The sequence below is a fragment of the Micromonospora sp. NPDC047740 genome (genome assembly GCF_043204735.1).
Lineage (GTDB): Bacteria > Actinomycetota > Actinomycetes > Mycobacteriales > Micromonosporaceae > Micromonospora.
On sequence record NZ_JBIDCT010000018.1, the window covers coordinates 17,923 to 39,173 of the forward strand.

The window sequence follows — 21,251 nt, forward strand, 5'->3', positions numbered from 1 at the left end:
GCGAACCGCGGAGGGTGGCCATTCGGATGGCGCTGGACCACGACGGGGGTGTGGCCCGCCATGGCCGGCTGGACTCGAGCCTGACCGGGCACGTGACCTGGCGCACAAACGATACGAACCGGTTCCGTATCGAAACTCGCTCGCTTACGCTCGGGCCGTTACGAGTCTGCCCCGTATCGTATTTCGACGCGGGTGAACCGGGGGGAGAACCGGGATGGAACCGCACGAGAACACTGGACACCCGAGGAGGTGGGCGATCCTGGGGGTGCTGGTGATCAGCCTCCTCGTGGTCGTCCTCGACAACACAATTCTCAACGTCGCCCTGCGTACCCTGGCCGACCCGGTGCACGGCCTCGGCGCCAGCCAGGGCGAGCTGGAGTGGGCCATCAACTCCTACACGCTGGTGTTCGCCGGTCTGCTCTTCACCTTCGGCGTCCTGGGCGACCGCCTCGGCCGCAAGCGTTTCCTGCTGGTCGGCCTGGCGCTGTTCGGACTGGCGTCGCTGCTGTCGGCGTACGCCCAGGACCCGGCGCAGCTGATCGGCGCCCGCGCCCTGATGGGTGTCGGTGGCGCGGCCATCATGCCGGTGACGCTGTCGATCATCTCCAACGTCTTCGACCCCCGGGAGCGGGCCCGGGCGATCGGTGTCTGGGCCGGCGCGGTCGGCCTCGCCGTGGCGATCGGTCCGGTCCTCGGCGGCGTCCTGCTGGAGCACTACTGGTGGGGCTCGGTCTTCCTGATCAACGTGCCGGTGGTGGTGCTCGGCGTGGTGCTGGTCGCGTTGCTGGTGCCGGAGTCGCGCGACCCGAACCCGGGCCGGGTGGACCTGTTCGGCGTGCTGCTGTCCGTGGTCGGCCTGGTCGCGCTCACCTACGGCATCATCGACGGCGGCGAGCACGGCTTCGACCGACTGCCGGTCTGGGCCGCCATCGTCGGCGGGCTGGCCGTGCTGGCCTGGTTCGTCGCCCACGAGCTGCGCAGCGACCACCCGTCGCTGGACGTCCGGCTGTTCCGGGTGCCCCGGTTCGCCGCCCCGGTGGCGCTGGTCGGGCTGGTGTTCTTCGCCGCGATGGGCGTGATGTTCTTCAACGCGTTCTACCTCCAGCTGGTCCGCGGGTACAGCCCGCTGGAGACCGGTCTGCTCTTCCTGCCGTTCGCCGCGGCGCAGCTGTTCTTCGCGCCGCGCAGCGCGGCGATGGTCCGCCGCTTCGGTGGTCGGGCCGTCGCGCTGGTCGGCCTCGCGTTGACCGCGGTGGCGCTCGGCGCCTTCGTCTTCGTCGACGCGGTCACGCCGATCTGGGTCATCCTGGTCCTGACCTTCGTCCAGGGCACCGGCATGGCCAACATCATGCCGCCGGCCACGGAGTCGATCATGTCGGCGCTGCCCCGGGAGAAGGCCGGCGTCGGTTCCGCGGTCAGCAACACGATTCGCCAGGTGGCCGGTGCGCTCGGCGTGGCGGTGCTCGGCTCGGTGCTCTCCGCGGTCTACCGGGGCGACGTCGCCACGGCGCTCGACGGCCTGCCCGCCCCGGCCCGGGCGGCCGCCGAGGAGTCCATCTCCGGCGCGTACGCGGCGGCGGCGCAGCTCGGGCCGGCCGCGCCGCGGCTGATCGCGGCGGCCAACGACTCGTTCGTGTCGGCGATGCACTGGGCGGCGGGGTTCTCCGCGCTGGTGGCCGCGCTCGGCATCGTCATCGTGCTCCGCTGGATGCCGGGCCGCCCGGTGCTCGCTCCGGCCGACGCCCGAGCGGCCGCCGAACCGGAGTTGGCTGGGACCGCGTAGGTTCGGCGACAATGTCTGACATGAGTTCCACCGCCGATGCTCCGCGGTCGCCCGGGCGACCGCGGAGCATCCGCGCGGACGAGGCGATCGTGCAGGCGACCCTGGACCTGCTCGCCGAGGGCAACACGATCGAGGCGCTCTCCATCGAGGCGATCGCCGCCCGCGCCGGGGTCGGCAAGGCCACCATCTACCGCCGGTGGCCAGGCAAGGATGCCCTGCTGCTCGACGCGCTGCGCACCCTCAAGGGCACCCCGCCCCAGCCGGCCGGCCATTCCGTCCGGGACGACCTGGTGCTCCTGGTCGGCGCGATCGGGCACAACGTCGACCCCCGGGCCGCGAAGATCATGCCTTGCCTGGTGCCCGAGGTGAACCGCAGCCCGGCCCACTACCGGCTCTACCAGACCATGGTCGAGCCGCGCCGGAAGCTGATGCGGCAGGTGCTCGAGCGCGGCGTACGCAGCGGGGAGCTCCGCGCCGACCTGGACGTCGAGTTGGCGATGGCGTTGCTGAGCGGGCCGATGCTGATGCAGCGGATGCTGCGCTGGCAGCCCGAACTGGACGACCGGATCCTGCCGGAGCGGATCGTCGACGCCGTCCTGGACGGCCTCCGCGCCCGCTGACCGGGTCCCCGTTCGCCGCCTGACACCGGGATCGGCGATGTGGCGGTGTCCGGGCCACCCGGACACCGCCGGATCGGCGAGCCGGTGGGGCAACCGCCGCACCGGCTCGCCCGGTGGCTCAGCCGGCGGGGGTACGCAGCCGGTGCAGGCGGAGCGCCAACTGCACCTCCAGGGCGCGCTCCGGCTTCTGCCAGTCCGCGCCGAGCAGCTGCCCCACCCGCTCCAACCGCTGGGTGACCGTGTTGACGTGCACGTGCAGCAGCTCCGCCGCCCGGGCCAGGCTGCCGCCCACCCCGAAGTACGCCTCCAGCGTCTTGACCAGCGCGGTGCCCCGCCGGGCGTCGTAGTCCACCACGGGCCCCACGGTCGCGGTCAGGAACCGGGCCACGTCCCGGTCGCCGGAGTCCCCGACCGCGCCCAGCAGCAGCCCGACGAAGCCCAGCTCGGCCGTGCTCGCGCCCTGCCCGGCGCGGCCCAGCGCGCCCAGCGCGGTCAGGCACCGTGCCGCCTCGGCGAACGTCGTGGCCAGCGACGCCGGCCCGGTGGACGGCCCGCTCGCCCCGGCGGTCACCGGCCGGCCGGTCACCCGGGACAGGTCCCGGGCCACCGCGCGCGCCGCGCCGCCGGCGTCCTTGCCGGGCAGCATCAGCACCACCCGGCCGTCCCGCGCCGCGGCCAGCCCGCCCCGGGTCGAGGCGTACGTGGTGGCCCAGGAGAGCACCCGCTGCCGGGCCGAGCCGGTCGCGGCGATCGCGTCGTCGCCCACGGCCACCAGCACGTGCGGGGCGTCCAGGTCCACCCCGAGGCGGCGGGCCCGGCTGCGCAGCGCGTCGGTGTCCCGCAGCGGCCGGGCGATCAGGTCGTCCAGCAGTTCGCCCCGGACCCGGCCCTCGGCCTCGGCCACGGTCCGCCGGAACAGCAGCAGCAGCGCGGTCACCAGCGCCGCCCGCTCCAGGATCCGCTGGTCCGCGTCGACCAGCTCCTCGTCCGGGCGCAGCACCAGCGCGCCCAGGTTCTCCGCGCCGGCCACCACCGCGGCGTACCAGAGCGGGCCCCGGCGTACGCTGCGCCCCTCGGTCCGGGACGCGGCCACCGCCTCCACGATGTCGGCCCGGTCCGGCTCGTCGATCTCGCCCACCCGGGCCAACCGCCGTCCCTCGGCGTCCAGCGCCAGCAGCGCCCCGCCGAGCACCTCGGCGACCGCCGCCGCCACGTCCTCGATCCCGCCGCCGCGTACCACCAGGGCGGTCATCCGGTCGTGTGCGGCCGCGGCCCGCTCCACCGAGCTGCTGTGCGCCCGGATGGTGCTGTTCGCCGCCGACAGTTCCTCCAGCGCCGAGCGGGTCTCCGCGAGCAGCCGGGCGGTGTCGATCGCCACCGCCGCGTGCGCCGCGAGGGAGACCAGCAGCGACACCTCCTCCCGGGCGAACGGCCGGGCCGACCGGTTGGCCGCGTACAGCACGCCGATCACGCTCGACCCGAGCCGCAGCGGCACGCCGAGGATCGCCACCAGGCCCTCCTCGCCGACCCCGGCGTCGATCTCTCCGGTGTGGTGGAACCGCTCGTCCTCCGGATAGTTGGCCGTCACGTACGGCGTGCCGGTCTGCGCCACCAGCCCGCCCAGGCCGGCCCCCATCGGCAGCCGCAGCCGCTGGAACCGGGCCGAGATCGAGCCGTCGGTGACCCGCATGTACGTGTCGCCGCGCTCCTCGTCGTTGAGCGTCATGTACGCCACGTCGGTGCCGAGCAGGTTCCGGGCCCGGTGCACGATCGCCCGCAGGACGTCGTCCAGATCGCGCAGCCCGGCCAGGTCGCTGGCCGTGTCATACAGGCCGGAGAGCTCGATCTCCCGACGGCGCCGGCGCTCCAGCAGCGCGCGGACCCGCAGCGCCACCACCTTCGCCTGCTCCAACTCGGCGAGCCGCTCGGCCGGCAGGCCGGCGGCCCGGGCCGCGACCAGCGGCCCTTCGAACTCCACCGCGGCGGCCTCCCGGGCCAGCAGCTCGAGAAACTCAACCGGCGACGACATGACCGACATTGTGCGGGGCGCCACTAGTTCGCCGTCCAGCCCCCGTCGAGGGCGATCGAGGCGCCGGTGATGAACGAGGCCGGCGGGGAGCACAGGTACGCCACCAGTTCCGCCACCTCCTCCGGCTCGATCAGCCGCTTGATCGCCGCCCGGGCCAGCATGATCTTCTCGACCACCTCGTCCTCGCCGATGCCGTGGGTGGCCGCCTGGTCGGCGATCTGGCTCTCCACCAGCGCCGTCCGCACGTAGGCCGGGTTGATGCAGTTGGCGGTCACCCCGTGTGCGGCGCCCTCCAGGGCGACCACCTTCGACAACCCCTCCAGGGCGTGCTTGGCCGAGACGTACGCCGCCTTGTACGGCGAGGCGCGCAGCCCGTGCACCGAGGAGATGTTGACGATCCGCCCCCAGCCGTTGGCGTACATGTGCGGCAGCGCCCGCCGGATCAGCTGGAACGGCGCCTCCACCATCACCCGCTGGATGTACTCGAAGCGTTCGACGGGGAAGTCTTGCACCGGCGCGACGTGCTGAAGGCCGGCGTTGTTGACCACGATGTCCACGTCGACGTCCAGCCGGTCCACCGCGGCCGGGTCGGCCAGGTCGATCCCCTCGGCGCGGCCGCCGGCCTCGGCGGCCACCGCCTTGGCCGCCTCCACGTTGCGGTCGACCACCAGCACCGCCGCGCCGGCCGCCGCCAGGCGCAGGGCGCAGGCCCGTCCGATGCCGCTGCCACCACCGGTCACCAGGGCGCTGCGACCGGAGAGGTCGACGCGTACGACGTGGGGGACCGCCACGGGTTCTGCCGTCATGGCGCAAGAAGTTACGAGCTGTGTGGCCGGGCGCACATGGCGTGCGGACACATACTCCGCCCGAGGGCTGTGTGGGTGGACGCGACCCGCGCCGCCCCGGCTGGCCCTGGCGGTCGGTGCCGTCGCCCGGCTCGCCCGCCGGCTGTGTCGGAGGTGCCTGGCAGAGTGACCGGTCGCAGGCATCGGCAGCGGGTGGCGGAGCGCGACGGAGGGTGGGACGTGACGGAGACCCGGGCAGGCCCCGGACGGGCGGGCAGTTCCGAGCCGGCGGCCAGCTTCCCGGCCAGCCTGTTCCGGTGGTCGGGCGCGGGCGGGTGGGTTTTCGCGCCGGTGCCGGACGCGTACGCCCCGTCCGCGGCCGGGCCGTTCGGCCGGGTGCCGGTCGTCGCCACCGTGGACGGCCGCACCTGGTCGACCAGCGTCTGGCGGGATCGGCGGCACGGCTGGCTGCTGCCCGTGCCGGCGCGGATCCGGGCCGGCAAGGACGACGGCGACGTGGTCCGGGTGTCCGTCGCGATCGACCACGCGCGGATGTAGCGGGTGGTGCGTCGCCCGGCGGTTCGCCCCCGACGGCGTGTCCGCCCCGGCGGGCGTCGGAGTGGATCGGTAGGGTGTCGAACACACGTACTGCTGGCGGTCGGGGAGGAGGCGGCGTGCGGGTGCTCGGCGTCGACCCGGGGCTGACCCGGTGCGGGGTCGGCGTGGTCGAGGGCGTGCCGGGGCGGCCCTGCACGCTGATCGCCTACTACGTCGTCCACACCGATCCGGAGGACGAGCTGCCGCTGCGCCTGCTGCACCTGGACCGCTCGCTCGCCGACCTGATCGCCGAACACCGACCGGACGCGGTCGCCGTCGAGCGGGTGTTCAGCCAGCACAACGTCCGCACCGTGATGGGCACCGCCCAGGCCAGCGGGATCGCCGTGCTCGCCGGCGCGCGCGTCGGGCTGCCCGTGCAGACCTACACCCCCAGTGAGGTCAAGGCGGCGGTGACCGGTTCCGGTCAGGCCGACAAGGCACAGATGACCGCGATGGTCACCCGGCTGCTGCGGCTGCCCGAGCCGCCCCGGCCCGCCGACGCCGCCGACGCCCTGGCTCTGGCCATCTGCCACGTCTGGCGCGGCGGGACCCGATCCAAGCTGGCCGCCGCGGCCGAGCGGGCACGACGAGGAGGAGCGCGATGATCGCCAGCGTGCGCGGCACGGTGACCGCGACGGGTCCGGACCACGCGGTGGTGGAGGTGGGCGGCATCGGCCTGGCGGTGCAGTGCGCCCCCGGTACCCTCGCCGAGCTGCGGGTCGGCCAGCCGGCCCGGCTCGCCACCAGCCTGGTCGTCCGGGAGGACTCGCTCACCCTCTACGGCTTCGCCGACGACGACGCCAAGCAGCTCTTCGAGCTGCTGCAGACCGCCAGCGGGGTGGGCCCCCGGCTGGCCCAGGCGGTGCTCGCCGTGCACACCCCGGACGCGGTCCGCAAGGCCATCGCCAACGCCGACACCGCCGCGCTGACCCGGGTGCCGGGCATCGGCAAGAAGGGCGCGGAGCGCCTCGTCCTCGAACTGCGCGACCGGATCGGCCCGGTGCCGGTCGGTCCGGACGGCGCGGCCGGGGTGACCGCGGGCGCCTGGCCGGAGCAGGTGCGCCAGGCCCTGGTCGGGCTCGGTTGGACGGCCGCCCAGGCTGAGCAGGCCGTCGCCGCGGTCGCCGAGACCGTCGACGGGGCGACCCCGCCGGTGCCGGTCCTGCTCAAGCAGGCCATCCGCCTCCTGGGCCGCACCCGATGATGAGCGCGAGGAGTGAGCCGGGGTTGCGAGCCCCGCAGTCGCGAATGAAGATCAACTCATGACGGGGGAGAACCTGGTCTCGGCCTTCGTCAGCGACGCGGAACGGGACGCGGAGGCCAGCGTCCGGCCGAAGCGCCTGGAGGAGTTCATCGCCCAGCACCGGGTCCGCGACCAGCTCGACCTGCTGCTCAAGGGGGCGATGCGGCGCGGCTCCCCGCCCGACCACATCCTCTTGTCGGGGCCGCCCGGCTTGGGTAAGACCACCCTGGCCAACATCGTGGCGGCCGAGCTGGGTTCGGGGATCCGGGTGACCAGCGGGCCGGCCATCGAGCGCTCCGGTGACCTGGCCGCCATCCTGACCAGCCTCGCCGAGGGCGACGTGCTGTTCATCGACGAGATCCACCGGATCGCCAAGCCGGCCGAGGAGCTGCTCTACAGCGCGATGGAGGACTTCCGGGTCGACGTGGTGGTGGGCAAGGGCCCCGGCGCGACCGCGATCCCGCTGGACGTGGAGCCGTTCACCCTGGTCGGCGCGACCACCCGCTCCGGCCTGCTCACTGGGCCGATGCGGGACCGGTTCGGCTTCGTCGCCCACCTCGACTTCTACGCCCCGGCCGACCTGGAGTCGCTGCTGCGCCGTTCGGCGCGGATTCTCGGCGTGCCGATCACCGACGACGGCGCCGCCGAGATCGCCGGCCGGTCGCGGGGGACGCCCCGGATCGCCAACCGGCTGCTGCGCCGGGTCCGCGACTTCGCCGAGGTCCGGGCCGACGGCGTGGTTACCCGGGAGACCGCTCAGGCCGCCCTGACCGTGTACGACGTCGACGCGCTCGGGCTGGACCGGCTGGACCGGGCGGTGCTCATCGCGCTGGTCGACTCGTTCCGGGGCGGCCCGGTGGGGCTCTCCACCCTCGCCGTGGCGGTGGGGGAGCAGCCCGACACGGTCGAGGAGGTCTGCGAGCCGTTCCTGGTGCGGGCGGGGCTGCTGGCGCGTACGCCCCGGGGTCGGGTCGCCACCGAGGCTGCCTGGCAGCATCTGGGGCGTACGCCGCCGAATGGTACATTTGGCACCGACGCCCCTCCCGTGCCCGATCTGTTCTCCGCGCAGCCTGAAACGCCGTGATCCGAACGTGATCTGGGTCGCATTCGGTGTTCCCAGGTGCAGGGACTAGACTTCGCGCGGTCTACAGGACGTGAGAATCCGCCTCCGCTCCGGCGCCCCTCGTGCCGGTCGGGAGGCCAATGGGAAGGTCAACAACCGTGCTTTACGCAGCAGCGAGTGGCGGGGGAGCCGGCAGTCTGACGCCGATCCTCATGATCGCTCTGCTTTTCGGGGTCATGTACTTCATGATGATCCGCCCCCAGCAGAAGCGGCGTCGCGAGGCTGAGCAGATGCAGTCCGCGCTCGGCCCGGGCGACGAGGTCGTCACCATCGGTGGGCTCCACGGCACGGTCACCGCCGTCGAGGACGAGACGGTCCTGCTGGAGATCGCCCCGGGCGTGCAGACCCGGTACGCGCGCCCGGCCGTCGCCCGGGTGGTCAAGCAGGCCGAGCGCCCCGAGACGATCGAGCCGGCCGCCGAGGACGTGGAGACCGTCAAGGAGTGACCGCCGGCCCCGGACGGGGCAGCGGATTCACCCGCACAAGTGGATAGTTGGGTCGGCGTCCGGCGCCGACACGCACGGGAATTCCGGCCGGCGCCGCCGCGTCGTAACCGGGAGGCGTGTCGGCCGGCGGCGTCGACCCGTCAGAGCCGTCGGGCGGACACCCCGGCCCGACATTCGTCGCCGCTGCTCAGCGGCGCGACCGTACAGGGAGACAGGACAGCCGTGGCACCACCTCAGGGACAGATGCGCCCCGGACGGCAGCTCGCCGTGCTCGGGCTCGTCTTCGTCGTCCTCTATCTTTTGGTGTTCTTCTCGGGCGGCGCCAGCGGTGGCTGGAAGGACCGGCTGGAGCCTCGGCTCGGCTTGGACCTGATCGGCGGCACCCGGGTGACGCTGGAGGCCACCAACAGCGTGGACGGCAAGCCCCCGACGGCCGCCAACCTCGAGGAGGCGCGCCAGATCATCGAGAACCGGGTCAACGCGTACGGCGTGGCCGAGGCCGAGGTGGTCACCGAGGGCAACCGCAACATCGTCATCTCCCTGCCCGGTCAGAACCGGGATCTGACCGATGTCGGCAGCGCCGCCGAGCTGCGCTTCCGCAAGGTCCTCAAGGCCACCGACGGCAGCGGCGCCACCATCGCCCCGGCCCCGAGCGCCAGCGCCACCCCGGCCCCGTCGGGCAGCGCCACCCCCGCCCCGTCGGGCAGCGCCGCCCCGGCACCGTCCGGCAGCGCCGCGCCGCAGGCGACCGCGTCGCCGAGCGCCGGTGGGCAGGGCGGCATGGTCCCGACGCCGAGCGCCAGCGCCGCCGCGCCGACCCCGTCGGCCTCGCCGAGCGCCGCCGCGCCGTCCGGCAGCGCCGCCCCGGTGCCGCAGAGCATCGAGGAGCAGCGCAAGGCCGTCGAGCAGAAGGTCGGCGCCGCCGCGTGGTCCGCCGCCACCGGCCTGAAGGCCCCGGCCGATGTCACGGCGGATCCGTCGCTCGCCGAGAAGCTCAAGCCGTTCGGCACCCTCGCCCCGCAGGAGATCGCGGTGCTGCCGGTCGACATGCAGTACAACGTCCCGACCATCACCTGCGCCCAGCTCGACAAGCGGCCGCCGGCGTCGATCAAGGACGAGAACCAGCAGGCGGTCGCCTGCGAGTCCGGCGCCAAGTACCTGCTGGACAAGGCCAAGGTGGTCGGCACCGACGTCAAAAACGCGTCCGCGCAGCTCGACCAGACCAGCTCCTGGGTGGTGAGCCTGAACTTCACCGGCAAGGGCCAGGAGAAGTGGACCGCGCTGACCCGTGAGTCGTTCAACAACGAGGGCCAGGCCTGCGACCAGACCGCGCTCGGCCAGGACGGCAAGTGCCGGGTCGCCGTGGTGCTGGACAACGAGATCATCTCGTCCCCGGAGATCCAGGGCGTGCTGACCGGCGACTCCCAGATCAGCGGCAGCTTCGACAGCAAGACCGCCAACCAGCTGGCCAGCCAGCTGCGCTACGGCGCGCTGCCGGTGACCTTCAACCAGGCTGAAGCGCAGAACGTCACCGCGACCCTGGGCGACAGCCACCTCAAGGCGGGCCTACTCGCGGCCGGCATCGGCATGCTGCTGGTCATCATCTACTCGTTCTTCTACTACCGGCTGCTCGGCTCGGTCATCTTCCTGAGCCTGGTGCTCTCGGCGCTGCTGGTCTTCGGCGCGCTGGTGGTGCTCGGCCGGTCGATCGGGTTCACCCTCACCCTCGCCGGCATCGCCGGCATGATCGTCTCGCTCGGTGTGGCGGCGGACTCGTTCGTCATCTACTTCGAGCGGCTCAAGGACGAGATCCGGGAGGGACGTAGCCCACGCAGCGCGGTGCCGCGGGCGTGGATCCGGGCCCGTCGGACGATCATCTCGGCGAACGCCATCACCCTGATGTCGGCCGTGGTGCTCTACCTCGTCTCGGTCGGCGCGGTGAAGGGCTTCGCCTTCGCGCTCGGCCTGGCGACCGTCCTCGACCTGGTCGTCGTCTTCCTCTTCCGTCACCCGATCATGACGATGTTCGCCCGGACCCGGGCGTTCCTGTCCCCGCGGGTCAGCGGTCTCGGCCGGGCCCTGCCGGCCCGGTCGGCCGAGCAGGCCACCGCCCGCAACCCGCGCGTCAAGGAGGCCTGAGATGGCTAAGACTGGTCTGGCGTCCCGGCTCTACCGGGGCGAGGCCGATCTCAACATCGTCGGCCGGCGCAAGCTGTGGTTCGGCGTCGCCGGTGTGCTGGTGCTGGTCGCCGTGCTCAGCTTCGCCATCCAGGGCTTCAAACTCGGCATCGAGTTCGCCGGTGGCAACTCCTTCCAGGTGCCGGCGAGCGTCGGCACCCTGGACCAGGCCGAGGAGAAGGTCAACGCGGCGCTGGCGGCCAAGGGCGGCGGCGTCGAGGTGGTCACCGCGCAGAAGGTCGGCAGCACCAGCGGCGAGTACTACGAGATGCGTACTTCGCAGCTCAGCGCCGACCAGGCCAACGCGGTCAAGACCGAGATGGCCCAGGAGTTCGGCATCAACGCCGACCAGATCAGCGGCAGCCAGGTCTCCGAGGCCTGGGGCAGCCAGGTCACCTCCCGGGCGCTGCTCGGTCTGCTGATCTTCATCGCGGTGGTGGCGGTCTACCTGGTCCTGCGTTTCGAGTGGCGGATGGCGGCCGCGGCGATCGCCTCGCTGCTGACCAACCTGGTCCTCACCGCCGGCATCTACTCGCTGGTCGGCTTCGAGGTCACCCCGTCGACGATCATCGGTTTCCTCACCATCCTGGGCTTCGCGCTCTACGACGTGGTGGTGGTCTTCGACAAGGTCCAGGAGAACACCCGCGGCATCACCGCGAACAACAACATGACCTACGGCGAGGCGTCCAACCTGGCGCTCAACCAGAGCCTCATGCGGTCGCTGAACACCTCGGTGGTCGCCCTGCTGCCGGTCGGTGGTCTGCTGTTCATCGGGGCGGGTCTGCTCGGCGCCGGCACGCTCAAGGACCTCGGTCTGGTGCTCTTCGTCGGTATGGCCGTCGCCTTCCTGACCTCGATCCTGCTGGCCACCCCGCTGCTGGTGCTGATGAAGAACCAGGATCCGCGGATCAGCGCGCACAACAAGCGGGTGCTGGCTCGGCGCGGCGCGATCGCCCGGGGCGAGGTCGCCCCGAAGGGCGCGCCGCGGGCCGTGGCGGCCGGCGACGGCGACGCCATCGACCCGGAGGCGGCGGCCCTCGCCGGCGCCGCGCCGAAGGTGGGCGCCCGGCCGGCGGGCAAGCGTCCCACCGGTGCCCGCGGCGGCCGCTCCGGCGGCGGAGGCAACCGGCCGGGCGGCGCCAAGCGCCGCTGACCGGGGCAACCTTCCGGCGGCGCGCCAGCGTCGCCGGCCTGCCCGGGGACACCCGGTAGGAATCGACCGGACGGCGTCCGTCATGCTGTGCGAGCAGCATGACGGACGCCGTCGTCGTTTCGAAGGGACATGGGACGTACCGTGACGGAGACCCACACCACCGGGGTACGGGGAGACAGCGGCCCCGAGGTCGCCCAGCTGGTCGCCAGCCGGGTGCTGGACGTGCCGGACTTCCCCCAGCCCGGGGTCATGTTCAAGGACCTGATGCCGCTGTTCGCCGACGGTGCCGTCTTCCGCGAGGTGATCGACGGGATCATCGCGTACCACGGGCGGGACTCGTTTGACTCCGTGGCCGGCATCGAGGCGCGTGGGTTCGTGCTCGCCGCGGCCATCGCGTACGCGTCCGGGGTGGGCGTGGTGCCGGTGCGCAAGGCCGGCAAGCTGCCCCGCGCGACGCACGCCGCCTCGTACGCGCTGGAGTACGGCGAGGCGACCCTGGAGGTGCACCAGGACGCCTTCACCGCCGGCCACCGGGTCCTGGTGGTGGACGACGTGCTCGCCACCGGCGGGACCGCCGAGGCCACCCTCGACCTGGTCGAGCGGGCCGGCGGCACGGTCGCCGGCTTCACCGTGCTGCTGGAGCTGGGTTTTCTCAAGGGCCGGGAGCGGCTCGCCCCGCGTCCGGTCCATGCCCTGCTGACCGTTTGACCCCCTGGACCGGCCGGGCCACCCCGGCGCGGTCCGTCCGGCGGAGGGGCGGGGGACCCTGCGTACGGGTAGCATTGCCCTTTGCCGACCGGGCGGGGTGGCAGGCCGGCGCGGAACAACGCCGGCCCCCGGGCCGGTTGTACAGGACGTCGGCCGGACGGTCGGCGCATCCCGGCGAGCGGTGAGGAGGCCGGTGTCCCACGATGTCGTCCCTCCGGTGGAGGGCACGGTGCACCCGACAGGCGACGCGGACGGCTCGGTGACCGAGCGGAGCGGCAACCCGCCGGCCCGGGTGACCGGCTCCAGCGGCGGGCCCGACGCCAGGACGGACGGCGGTGCGTCGTCCGGGGCGGTCGTGGTGCCGTTGCGGACCGACGCGGGTGAACCGTCCCCCGGCGGTGGCTTCGCGCTCTCCAACGCCCCGACCGGCCGCCGGGTGCGCGCCCGGCTGGCCCGGTTCAACGCGCCATGGCAGACCTCGCAGGTCAGCGAGGTGCTCGAGCCGCTGATCGCCACGCACCGGGAGAATCACCCGAAGGCCGACGCTCGGCTGCTCCAACGGGCGTTCGACACCGCCGCGCGCTGGCACTCGGGTCAGTACCGCAAGTCCGGCGACCCGTACATCACCCATCCCCTGGCGGTGGCGACCATCCTGGCCAACCTCGGGATGGACACCACCACCCTGGTGGCGGCACTGCTGCACGACACGATCGAGGACACGGAATACACCCTCGACCAGATGCGGGCCGACTTCGGTCCCGAGGTCACCCTGCTGGTCGACGGCGTGACCAAGCTCGACAAGGTCAAGCTCGGCGACGCGGCCAAGGCGGAGACGATCCGCAAGATGGTCGTCGCCATGGCCAAGGACCCCCGGGTCCTGGTGATCAAGCTGGCCGACCGGCTGCACAACATGCGTACCCTCACCTTCCTGCCCCGGCCCAAGCAGGAGCAGAAGGCGAAGGAGACGCTGGAGATCCTGGCCCCCCTGGCGCACCGCCTCGGTATGAACACCATCAAGTGGGAGCTGGAGGACCTCGCCTTCGGCACGCTGTTCCCGAAGCGGTACGAGGAGATCAACCGTCTGATCGGGGAGCACCAGCCGCAGCGGGAGGCGCTGCTGCGCCAGGTGACCCAGAAGGTCGGCACCGACCTGAAGGCCGCCAAGATCAAGGCGGAGGTCACCGGGCGGCCGAAGCACCTCTACTCGATCTACCAGAAGATGATCGTGCGGGGTCGCGACTTCAACGACATCTACGACCTGGTCGGCGTGCGGATCCTGGTCGACACGGTGCGGGACTGCTACGCGGCGCTGGGGGTCATCCACGCCAACTGGCAGCCGGTGCCGGGCCGGTTCAAGGACTACATCGCCATGCCCAAGTTCAACATGTACCAGTCGTTGCACACGACGGTCATCGGGCCCACCGGCAAGCCGGTGGAGATGCAGATCCGCACGTACGCGATGCACCGCACCGCCGAGTTCGGCATCGCCGCGCACTGGAAGTACAAGGAGCACAAGGGCACCCAGATCGTCGGCCCGCCGGCGCACATCGACGAGATGACCTGGCTGCGCCAGCTGCTCGACTGGCAGCGGGAGGCGGCCGACCCGAGCGAGTTCCTCGACGCGCTCCGGTTCGACCTGTCCAGCCAGGAGGTGTACGTCTTCACCCCGAAGGGTGACGTCATCCCGCTGCCGACCGGGTCGACGCCGGTGGACTTCGCGTACGCGGTGCACACCGAGGTCGGGCACAAGTGCATCGGCGCCCGGGTCAACGGCAAGCTGGTGCCGCTGGAGTCGACGCTGTCCAACGGCGACGTGATCGAGATCTTCACCTCGAAGTCCGACACGGCCGGCCCGACCCAGGACTGGCTCGGCTTCGTCAAGAGCCCGCGCGCCCGCACCAAGATCCGCCAGTACTTCAACAAGGAGCGGCGCGAGGAGGCGATCGAGGCCGGCAAGGACTCGATCGTCAAGGCGATGCGCAAGCAGGGCATGCCGTTGCAGCGGATGCTCACCTCCGACAACCTGATGGCGATCGCCCGGGACCTGCACCTGGCCGACGTCGCCTCGCTCTATGCCGCGGTCGGCGACAGCCAGGTTTCCGCCCAGTCGGTGGTGCAGAAGCTGATGGCCACGTACGGCGGCGAGGAGGGCGCGGCCGAGGACATCGCCGAGACGGCGGTCGCCACCCGGCCGCCGCGCAGCCGATCCAGCAGCCACGACCCGGGCGTGGTGGTCCGGGGCGTCAGCGACGTATGGATCAAGCTGGCCCGTTGCTGCACGCCGGTGCCGCCGGACGCCGTGTTCGGCTTCGTCACCCGCTCCGGCGGGGTGAGCGTGCACCGCGACGACTGCGCCAACGCCGAGGACCTCAAGGCCCAGAGCGAGCGGGTGGTCGAGGTGAACTGGAAGCTCACCTCCGCCTCGACGTTCCTGGTCGCCATCCAGGTGGAGGCGCTGGACCGGCACAAGCTGCTTGCCGACGTCACCCGGGTGCTCTCCGACGAGCGGGTCAACATCCTCTCCGCCACCGTCACCACCACCCGGGACCGGGTGGCGGTGAGCCGGTTCAGCTTCGAGATGGCCGACCCGAAGCACCTGGGGCACCTGTTGGCCGCGGTCCGCAAGGTCGACGGGGTCTTCGACGCCTACCGGGTGACGTCGGGGGCCTGAGACACCGACACACGAAAGCGCCCGCCGGCGTCAGCCGGCGGGCGCTTTCGTGTGCGTCGTACGGGGTCAGCCGCCCTGGATGTCGCTCATCGCCAGCTTGTTGATGACGACCTCCTTCTTGGGGTGGCCGCCACCGGCCTGCTGGGCGAAGGCGCCGTCGTCGCCGGCCGCCGCGACCTGCTTGACCACGTCCATGCCGCCGGTGATGGTGCCCAGCACCGTGTAGTTCGGGTCGAGCTGGGAGTCGCCGTAGACGATGAAGAACTGGCTGCCGGTGCTGCCGGGCTGGCCCGAGTTGGCCATCGCGATGACGCCCTCCGGGTACGGCGGCCGCTTGTCGGTGGGCAGGTTCTCCTCGGCCAGGTTGTAGCTCGGGCCGCCGGTGCCGTCGGTCTCCCGCCAGCCGTTGCCGGTCGCGCTCGGATCGCCGCACTGCAGCACCTGGATGCCCTGGGTCACCAGCCGGTGGCACTTGGTGTTGTCGAAGAAGCCCTTGCTGGCCAGGTGGGTGAAGCTGCCGGCGGTGCAGGGCACCTTGCTCCGGTCGATCTTGGCGGTGATCGCACCCTGGTTGGTGTCGATCGTCATCGTCTGGGTGCCCTTGTTGTCCTGCTGGTTCGCGGGCAGCCCGACATCCTTGATCTGCTTGGACCGGGCATCCTTGGGCACCTCGGTGTAGGCGCACTGGGCGTAGCCCTCGGTGTTGGCGGCCGTGTTCTGCTTCTTGTCGCCGCCGAGCGAGGTGGCCAGCCAGACGGTGCCGGCGACCACGAGCACCAGCACGGCCGCGGCGCCGACGATGGCCTGCGTCTGCCGGCGCTTGCGGGCCCTGCCGGCGCGTTCGGCCATCTCCCGCTCGAGTCGGGCCCGCGCCGCCGCGCGCTGCCGCTCCCTCGTGGACGTCACGGTCACTCCTTCGGTGCTCTTCGTGCGGCGCTGCCGCTGCTGTTCGGGTGGGGCGCCGGGTCAGCCGGCGCTGGGGCTCGCCACCGGCGCGGCGTTCGGCTCGCCGACGGCGAGGCTCTGGATCACCACGTCCGTCTTGGGCTTGACCTTGGCCCCACTCCCATTGTCCACGGTCTGCAGGGCACCGATCTTCTCCACCACGTCGAGCCCACCGGTGACCTTGCCGATGACCGGGTAGGCCGGCTTGTCCGGGTTGAAGTCCTTGAAGAAGATCAGGAACTGGCTGCCGTTGGCGCCCGGCGGGCTGGCGATCATGGCGACCGTGCCCTTCGGGTATGCCGGCGGCTCGTTCGGGGCCGGCGAGGCGGACGGGCTCGGCTCCGGGGCGGCCGGGACGTTCTCGTCGTAGAACGAGTACGCCGGGCCGCCGATGCCGGTGCCGCTCGGGTCGCCGCAGCGCAGCGCGCCCTCGGCGGTGATCTCGTGGCACTTGGTGTTGTCGTAGAACGCCTTGCCGGCCAGGAACGAGATGCTCGCCGCCGCGCACGGCGCCGCGGTGAGGTCGAGCTCGGCGGTGATCGGGGCACCCTGGTTGGTGGTGACCGTCATGCTCCGCGTGCCGGCGGTCGGCAGCCCGGTGGTGGCCGGCGTGCCGACGTCCTTCAGGTTGGTGTTGGCACCGGCGTCCTGCGGGGTCCAGACGCAGACGTCCTCGGCGGCCTTCGGCTCCGGCTTCGAGTCGAACGCGCCGAGCGCCCAGGCCGAACCGACCACGATCAGCGCGAGCACGATCGCGGTGCCGACGCCGGCCTGGATCTGCCGGCGGCGCTTCGCGGCGGCGGCCCGCCGGGCGAGCTGCCGGTCGAGCTTGGCCCGCGCCAGTTTGCGCTGCCGGTCCCTGCTGGAAGCCACCCGTGCTCCCCTTCCTCTACCCTGGTCCTCGCCCGCGGGGGCGCCGTCCGGCCGTCCGGCGGAAGGTGCGCCACGCCACACGCCCGCCAGAGTGTACGGGTACCGGCTGGGAAAGTGGTGTACGAGGTCGGGGCAGGGGTCTATCGGACGTTTGTCGGTGGGGCCGGCGGGGTCGGTGGGACGAGTGGGTCGACGGAACCAGGTGGCCGGGGCGACTAGGCTGCTGACGGGGACGACGACTCGAACGGAAGGGGAGCGGACGTGCTCGTGGCCGGCTTTCCCGCGGACGCCTTCGGCACCAACTGCTACGTGGTGGCGACCGCGCCGGGGGAGCAGTGCGTGGTGGTCGACCCCGGCATCGGGGTGCTCGACCGGCTCGACGCCGTGCTCGCCGAGCACCGCCTGCACCCGGCCGCCGTGCTGCTCACCCACGGCCACCTCGACCACACCTTCTCCGTGGCGCCGGTCTGCGGCGCGCGGGGCATCCCCGCCTACGTCCACCCGGACGACCGGGAGTTGCTCGCCGACCCGGCCAAGGCGCTCTCCATGGACCTCACCCAGCTCTTCGGCGGCCGGCTGCCGTACGCCGAGCCGGAGGACGTGGCCGAGCTGACCGACGGCGCCACGCTCAGCCTCGCCGGCCTGGAGATCACCGTCGACCACGCGCCCGGCCATACCGGCGGGTCGGTGCTGTTCCGGCTGCCCGGCGCCGGCTCGCCCTGGGAGGCCGAGCAGATCTGCCTCTCCGGTGACGTGCTCTTCGCCGGCTCGATCGGCCGCACCGACCTGCCGGGCGGCAGCATGCCCCGCATGCTGGCCAGCCTCCGGGAGAAGGTCCTCCCGCTGGCCGACGACACGGTCGTCCTGCCCGGCCACGGCCCCGCGACCACCATCGGCCGCGAGCGCGCGACCAACCCGTACCTCATCGAGGTGGCGGGGACCGGCGGCGCGCGCCCGGCCGCGCCCACCCGCGGCCTGTAGATCCGCCGCGGCCCACGCCCGCACCGCGCCGTCGGCGCGGATTCAAGGAGTACGCCATGAGCAAGCCCACGCCCATCTCCGGCTTCCCGGAGTGGACGCCCGCCCAGCGGATGATCGAGCAGTTCGTCCTCGACCGGATCCGGGCCACCTTCGAGCTGTACGGCTTCGCCCCGCTGGAGACCCGCTCGGTCGAGCCGCTGGACCAGCTCCTGCGCAAGGGGGAGACCTCCAAGGAGGTCTACGTGCTGCGCCGGCTCCAGGCCGACCCGGAGGGGGCGACCGGCGACGACGCGCTCGGCCTGCACTTCGACCTGACCGTGCCGTTCGCCCGCTACGTGCTGGAGAACGCCGGCAAGCTGCAGTTCCCGTTCCGCCGCTACCAGATCCAGAAGGTGTGGCGGGGGGAGCGGCCGCAGGAGGGGCGCTACCGCGAGTTCCTCCAGGCCGACATCGACATCGTCGACCGGGACACCCTGCCGGCCCACTACGAGGCCGAGATGCCGCTGGTGATCGGTGACGCGCTGCGCTCGCTGCCGATCCCGCCGGTGCGGATCCAGGTCAACAACCGCAAGATCTGCGAGGGCTTCTACCGGGGCATCGGGCTGACCGACCCGGAGGCGGCGCTGCGCGCGGTCGACAAGCTCGACAAGATCGGCCCGACCCGGGTGGCCGAGCTGCTGGCGCAGACCGCCGGGGCGAGCGAGGCGCAGGCCAAGGCGTGCCTGGCCCTGGCCGAGATCTCCGCGCCGGACGCCTCCTTCGCCGACGCGGTGCGCGCCCTCGGGGTGAGCGACCCGCTGCTGGACGAGGGCATCGCGGAACTGGTCGCGGTGGTGGAGACCGCCGCCGCGCACTCGCCCGACCTCTGCGTCGCCGACCTGCGCATCGCCCGCGGCCTGGACTACTACACCGGCACGGTCTACGAGACGCAGATGATCGGCTACGAGCGGTTCGGCTCGGTCTGCTCCGGCGGCCGGTACGACAACCTGGCCAGCTCCGGCAATGTCCGCTTCCCGGGGGTGGGCATCTCCATCGGGGTGACCCGGCTGCTCGGCCTGCTCTTCGGCGCCGAGGCGCTGTCGGTCTCCCGCAGCGTGCCGACCTGCGTGCTGGTCGCGGTCACCACCGAGGAGGAGCGGCCAGCGAGCAACCAGGTCGCCGAGGCGCTGCGCTCCCGAGGCGTCCCCACCGAGGTGTCGCCCAGCGCCGCCAAGTTCGGCAAGCAGATCCGGTACGCCGAGCGGCGCGGCATTCCGTACGTCTGGTTCCCCGGCGCCGAGGGCGACGAGGTGAAGGACATTCGCTCGGGCGAGCAGGTGGCCGCGGCGGCGGGCGAGTGGATGCCGCCGCGGGCGGACCTGAAGCCGCTGGTGGGACCCGCCTCGACTGGCGCCTGACGACGTTTGGACCTACGGTGGCGTAAGTTACGCCACCGTAGGGAGAACGTCGTGACCGTGCTCAGCCAGACCGCCCTCCTCCACGAACTCGAACCCGTGGTCGAGAAGAACCTCGACCGCCACCTGTCGCTGGCGAAGGAGTGGTTCCCGCACGAGTACGTGCCGTGGAGCGAGGGGCGTACCTTCGACGGCCCGCTCGGCGGGGAACCGTGGGCGGAGACGGACTCCACGCTGCCTGAGGTGGCGCGGACCGCGCTGATCGTCAACCTGCTCACCGAGGACAACCTGCCCTCCTACCACCACGAGATCGCCACCCTCTTCGGTCGGGACGGGGCGTGGGGCACCTGGGTGCACCGGTGGACCGCCGAGGAGGGGCGGCACGGCACCGCCATCCGGGACTACCTCACCGTGACCCGGGCGGTCGACCCGGTGGCGCTGGAGCGGGCCCGGATGGTGCACATGTCGGCGGGCTACCACAACACGCACGGCGACGAGGTGCTGCACTCGCTGGCGTACGTCTCGTTCCAGGAGTTGGCCACCCGCATCTCGCACCGCAACACCGGTCGGGCCACCGGGGACCCGACCTGCGAGGCGCTGCTGGCCCGGGTGGCGGCCGACGAGAACCTGCACATGGTCTTCTACCGCAACCTGCTCGGGGCGGCCTTCGAGTTGGCGCCGAGCCAGGCCATGCGGGCGGTCGCCGACGTGCTGGCCGACTTCCAGATGCCGGGCGTCGGCATCGAGGGCTTCGCCCGCAAGTCAGTGGCCATCGCCCTGGCCGGCATCTACGACCTGCGCCAGCACCGGGACGAGGTGGTCGTTCCGGTGCTGCGGCAGTGGAACCTCTTCGAGGCGACCGGGCTGGACGCCGACGGCGAGGCCGCCCGCGACCAGATCGCCGCCCACCTCGACACCCTGGAGGTCCAGGCGGCCCGCTTCGAGGAGAAGCGCGCCGCCCGCGCCGCCCGTCTCACCCTCGCCCGCTGACCCCACTCCCGCCCGCTGCCCCTTCCCCGCCCGCCTCGCCTCGCCCTGCCGCACCCGCCTCGCCTCGCCTCGACGAGGGCGCAGTTTCCGGGGAAGAGGGCTCATGCCGAGGGCCATGGCCACCCTTTCCGGGAAAGAGTGGCCATGGCGGCGGGGCGAGGCGGCGCGCATCGGTGTGTCCGCCGGGTCAGGCGGGGGCGTCGAGCGGGAAGAGCAGGCAGGACGACGTGGCGTGGGCGATGAGGCGGTCCTTCGTGTCGGTCAGGCGCGCCTCGGCCAGGGCGGTACGCCGGCCGCGCTGGAGCACGGTGCCCGCGCAGCGCAGCCGGCCGCTGTCGACCGTGACCGGCCGGAGGAACTTCACGTTCAGGTCGAGCGAGGTGTAGCCGACGCCGGCCGGCAGCGTGCTGTGCACGGCGCACCCGGCGGCGGTGTCGAGGAGGGTGGAGATGACTCCACCGTGCACCGTGCCGAGCGGGTTGTAGTGGAACTCCTGCGGCACCAGCTCGACGGTGACCAGGCCCTCGTCCGCCGCCATCCGGGCCATGTCGATCAGGTGCATGATCGGCGGCGCGGCCAGCTCCCCGGCGATCATCGCGCGCAGCAGTTCCAGGCCGCTGCGCCGACCGACGTGCGCAGCTCCGGCCAGCGGGTCGGACCAGGAGAAGGTGCGGCTGCGGTCCTGCGTCTGTGTCATGGACCCAGCCTCGCAGCGCGTTGCTGAGTCTGTCA

Annotated in this window: 19 protein-coding genes; 14 read left to right on the forward strand and 5 right to left on the reverse strand. The window is 72.4% G+C overall.

What is annotated here, in order from left to right:
* Positions 1–214: 214 nt before the first annotated feature.
* The gene (locus tag ACGF4F_RS28400) at positions 215–1,783 is read left to right on the forward strand and encodes an MFS transporter (RefSeq protein ID WP_393082010.1); all 1,569 of its coding nucleotides are present in this window, start codon (positions 215–217) and stop codon (positions 1,781–1,783) included.
* Between the two features lie 11 nt (positions 1,784–1,794).
* Positions 1,795–2,403 (forward strand): TetR/AcrR family transcriptional regulator, encoded by a 609-nt coding sequence (locus ACGF4F_RS28405; protein WP_357447704.1) that lies wholly within the window; start codon positions 1,795–1,797, stop codon positions 2,401–2,403.
* A 118-nt stretch (positions 2,404–2,521) separates the two neighbouring features.
* On the opposite strand, the gene ACGF4F_RS28410 is transcribed toward ACGF4F_RS28405, so the two are convergent.
* On the reverse strand, positions 2,522–4,441 hold the full coding sequence (locus ACGF4F_RS28410; protein WP_357447701.1) for a helix-turn-helix domain-containing protein: 1,920 nt from the start codon (positions 4,439–4,441) through the stop codon (positions 2,522–2,524).
* Between the two features lie 14 nt (positions 4,442–4,455).
* Positions 4,456–5,238 carry a 3-hydroxybutyrate dehydrogenase gene (locus ACGF4F_RS28415; RefSeq protein WP_357447698.1) on the reverse strand — a complete coding sequence of 261 codons (783 nt, stop codon included), beginning with the start codon at positions 5,236–5,238 and terminating at the stop codon, positions 4,456–4,458.
* Positions 5,239–5,457: 219 nt separating this feature from the next.
* On the opposite strand from ACGF4F_RS28415, the gene ACGF4F_RS28420 reads away from it, so the two are divergent.
* The 9 genes from ACGF4F_RS28420 (at position 5,458) to ACGF4F_RS28460 (ending at position 15,336) form a co-directional block, all read left to right on the forward strand.
* Positions 5,458–5,775 (forward strand): DUF1905 domain-containing protein, encoded by a 318-nt coding sequence (locus tag ACGF4F_RS28420; protein WP_357447695.1) that lies wholly within the window; start codon positions 5,458–5,460, stop codon positions 5,773–5,775.
* Between the two features lie 116 nt (positions 5,776–5,891).
* Positions 5,892–6,419, forward strand: coding sequence for a crossover junction endodeoxyribonuclease RuvC (gene ruvC / locus ACGF4F_RS28425; RefSeq protein ID WP_357447692.1), 528 nt, complete (start codon positions 5,892–5,894; stop codon positions 6,417–6,419).
* Positions 6,416–7,018 carry a Holliday junction branch migration protein RuvA gene (ruvA, locus tag ACGF4F_RS28430; RefSeq protein WP_073835740.1) on the forward strand — a complete coding sequence of 201 codons (603 nt, stop codon included), beginning with the start codon at positions 6,416–6,418 and terminating at the stop codon, positions 7,016–7,018. Before ruvC ends, ruvA begins: the two co-directional genes overlap by 4 nt.
* 58 nt (positions 7,019–7,076) lie before the next feature.
* Entirely contained in the window at positions 7,077–8,141 is a 1,065-nt protein-coding gene (gene ruvB / locus ACGF4F_RS28435; protein WP_393082017.1) for a Holliday junction branch migration DNA helicase RuvB, read from the forward strand.
* A 137-nt stretch (positions 8,142–8,278) separates the two neighbouring features.
* Complete coding sequence (gene yajC, locus ACGF4F_RS28440; protein WP_357447685.1) at positions 8,279–8,626, forward strand: preprotein translocase subunit YajC; 348 nt, start codon at positions 8,279–8,281, stop codon at positions 8,624–8,626.
* 222 nt (positions 8,627–8,848) lie between these two features.
* Positions 8,849–10,765, forward strand: coding sequence for a protein translocase subunit SecD (gene secD, locus ACGF4F_RS28445; protein WP_357447682.1), 1,917 nt, complete (start codon positions 8,849–8,851; stop codon positions 10,763–10,765).
* Position 10,766: 1 nt separating this feature from the next.
* Positions 10,767–11,957, forward strand: coding sequence for a protein translocase subunit SecF (secF, locus tag ACGF4F_RS28450; RefSeq protein ID WP_357447679.1), 1,191 nt, complete (start codon positions 10,767–10,769; stop codon positions 11,955–11,957).
* Between the two features lie 141 nt (positions 11,958–12,098).
* Positions 12,099–12,665, forward strand: a complete 567-nt coding sequence (locus ACGF4F_RS28455; protein ID WP_073835843.1) for an adenine phosphoribosyltransferase — start codon at positions 12,099–12,101, stop codon at positions 12,663–12,665.
* A 193-nt stretch (positions 12,666–12,858) separates the two neighbouring features.
* A complete protein-coding gene (locus ACGF4F_RS28460) occupies positions 12,859–15,336 on the forward strand; it encodes a RelA/SpoT family protein (protein WP_393082022.1) in 2,478 nt (825 codons plus the stop codon).
* 66 nt (positions 15,337–15,402) lie between these two features.
* On the opposite strand, the gene ACGF4F_RS28465 is transcribed toward ACGF4F_RS28460, so the two are convergent.
* Entirely contained in the window at positions 15,403–16,242 is an 840-nt protein-coding gene (locus ACGF4F_RS28465) for a peptidylprolyl isomerase (RefSeq protein ID WP_357442571.1), read from the reverse strand.
* Positions 16,243–16,302: 60 nt separating this feature from the next.
* Positions 16,303–17,154: a peptidylprolyl isomerase gene (locus ACGF4F_RS28470; protein WP_357442573.1), complete on the reverse strand. Its 852-nt coding sequence runs from the start codon at positions 17,152–17,154 to the stop codon at positions 16,303–16,305.
* A gap of 261 nt (positions 17,155–17,415) precedes the next feature.
* On the opposite strand from ACGF4F_RS28470, the gene ACGF4F_RS28475 reads away from it, so the two are divergent.
* From ACGF4F_RS28475 to ACGF4F_RS28485, 3 genes are read left to right on the forward strand one after another with little or no spacing between them, the layout of a single operon-like run.
* Positions 17,416–18,135 (forward strand): MBL fold metallo-hydrolase, encoded by a 720-nt coding sequence (locus ACGF4F_RS28475; protein ID WP_357442575.1) that lies wholly within the window; start codon positions 17,416–17,418, stop codon positions 18,133–18,135.
* 56 nt (positions 18,136–18,191) lie between these two features.
* Positions 18,192–19,532 carry a histidine--tRNA ligase gene (gene hisS, locus ACGF4F_RS28480; RefSeq protein WP_393082027.1) on the forward strand — a complete coding sequence of 447 codons (1,341 nt, stop codon included), beginning with the start codon at positions 18,192–18,194 and terminating at the stop codon, positions 19,530–19,532.
* Between the two features lie 51 nt (positions 19,533–19,583).
* Positions 19,584–20,519, forward strand: a complete 936-nt coding sequence (locus tag ACGF4F_RS28485) for an acyl-ACP desaturase (RefSeq protein WP_357442579.1) — start codon at positions 19,584–19,586, stop codon at positions 20,517–20,519.
* 187 nt (positions 20,520–20,706) lie between these two features.
* On the opposite strand, the gene ACGF4F_RS28490 is transcribed toward ACGF4F_RS28485, so the two are convergent.
* The gene (locus ACGF4F_RS28490; protein ID WP_357442581.1) at positions 20,707–21,216 is read right to left on the reverse strand and encodes a PaaI family thioesterase; all 510 of its coding nucleotides are present in this window, start codon (positions 21,214–21,216) and stop codon (positions 20,707–20,709) included.
* Positions 21,217–21,251: the final 35 nt, after the last annotated feature.

Bases quoted from the DNA above. Each gene is read 5' to 3' on its own strand.
- ACGF4F_RS28400 (WP_393082010.1), top strand. From the start codon at position 215: ATGGAACCGCACGAGAACACTGGACACCCGAGGAGGTGGGCGATCCTG.
- ACGF4F_RS28405 (WP_357447704.1), top strand. From the start codon at position 1,795: ATGTCTGACATGAGTTCCACCGCCGATGCTCCGCGGTCGCCCGGGCGA.
- ACGF4F_RS28410 (WP_357447701.1), bottom strand. From the start codon at position 4,441: ATGTCGGTCATGTCGTCGCCGGTTGAGTTTCTCGAGCTGCTGGCCCGG.
- ACGF4F_RS28415 (WP_357447698.1), bottom strand. From the start codon at position 5,238: ATGACGGCAGAACCCGTGGCGGTCCCCCACGTCGTACGCGTCGACCTC.
- ruvA (WP_073835740.1), top strand. From the start codon at position 6,416: ATGATCGCCAGCGTGCGCGGCACGGTGACCGCGACGGGTCCGGACCAC.
- ruvB (WP_393082017.1), top strand. From the start codon at position 7,077: ATGACGGGGGAGAACCTGGTCTCGGCCTTCGTCAGCGACGCGGAACGG.
- secF (WP_357447679.1), top strand. From the start codon at position 10,767: ATGGCTAAGACTGGTCTGGCGTCCCGGCTCTACCGGGGCGAGGCCGAT.
- hisS (WP_393082027.1), top strand. From the start codon at position 18,192: ATGAGCAAGCCCACGCCCATCTCCGGCTTCCCGGAGTGGACGCCCGCC.
- ACGF4F_RS28490 (WP_357442581.1), bottom strand. From the start codon at position 21,216: ATGACACAGACGCAGGACCGCAGCCGCACCTTCTCCTGGTCCGACCCG.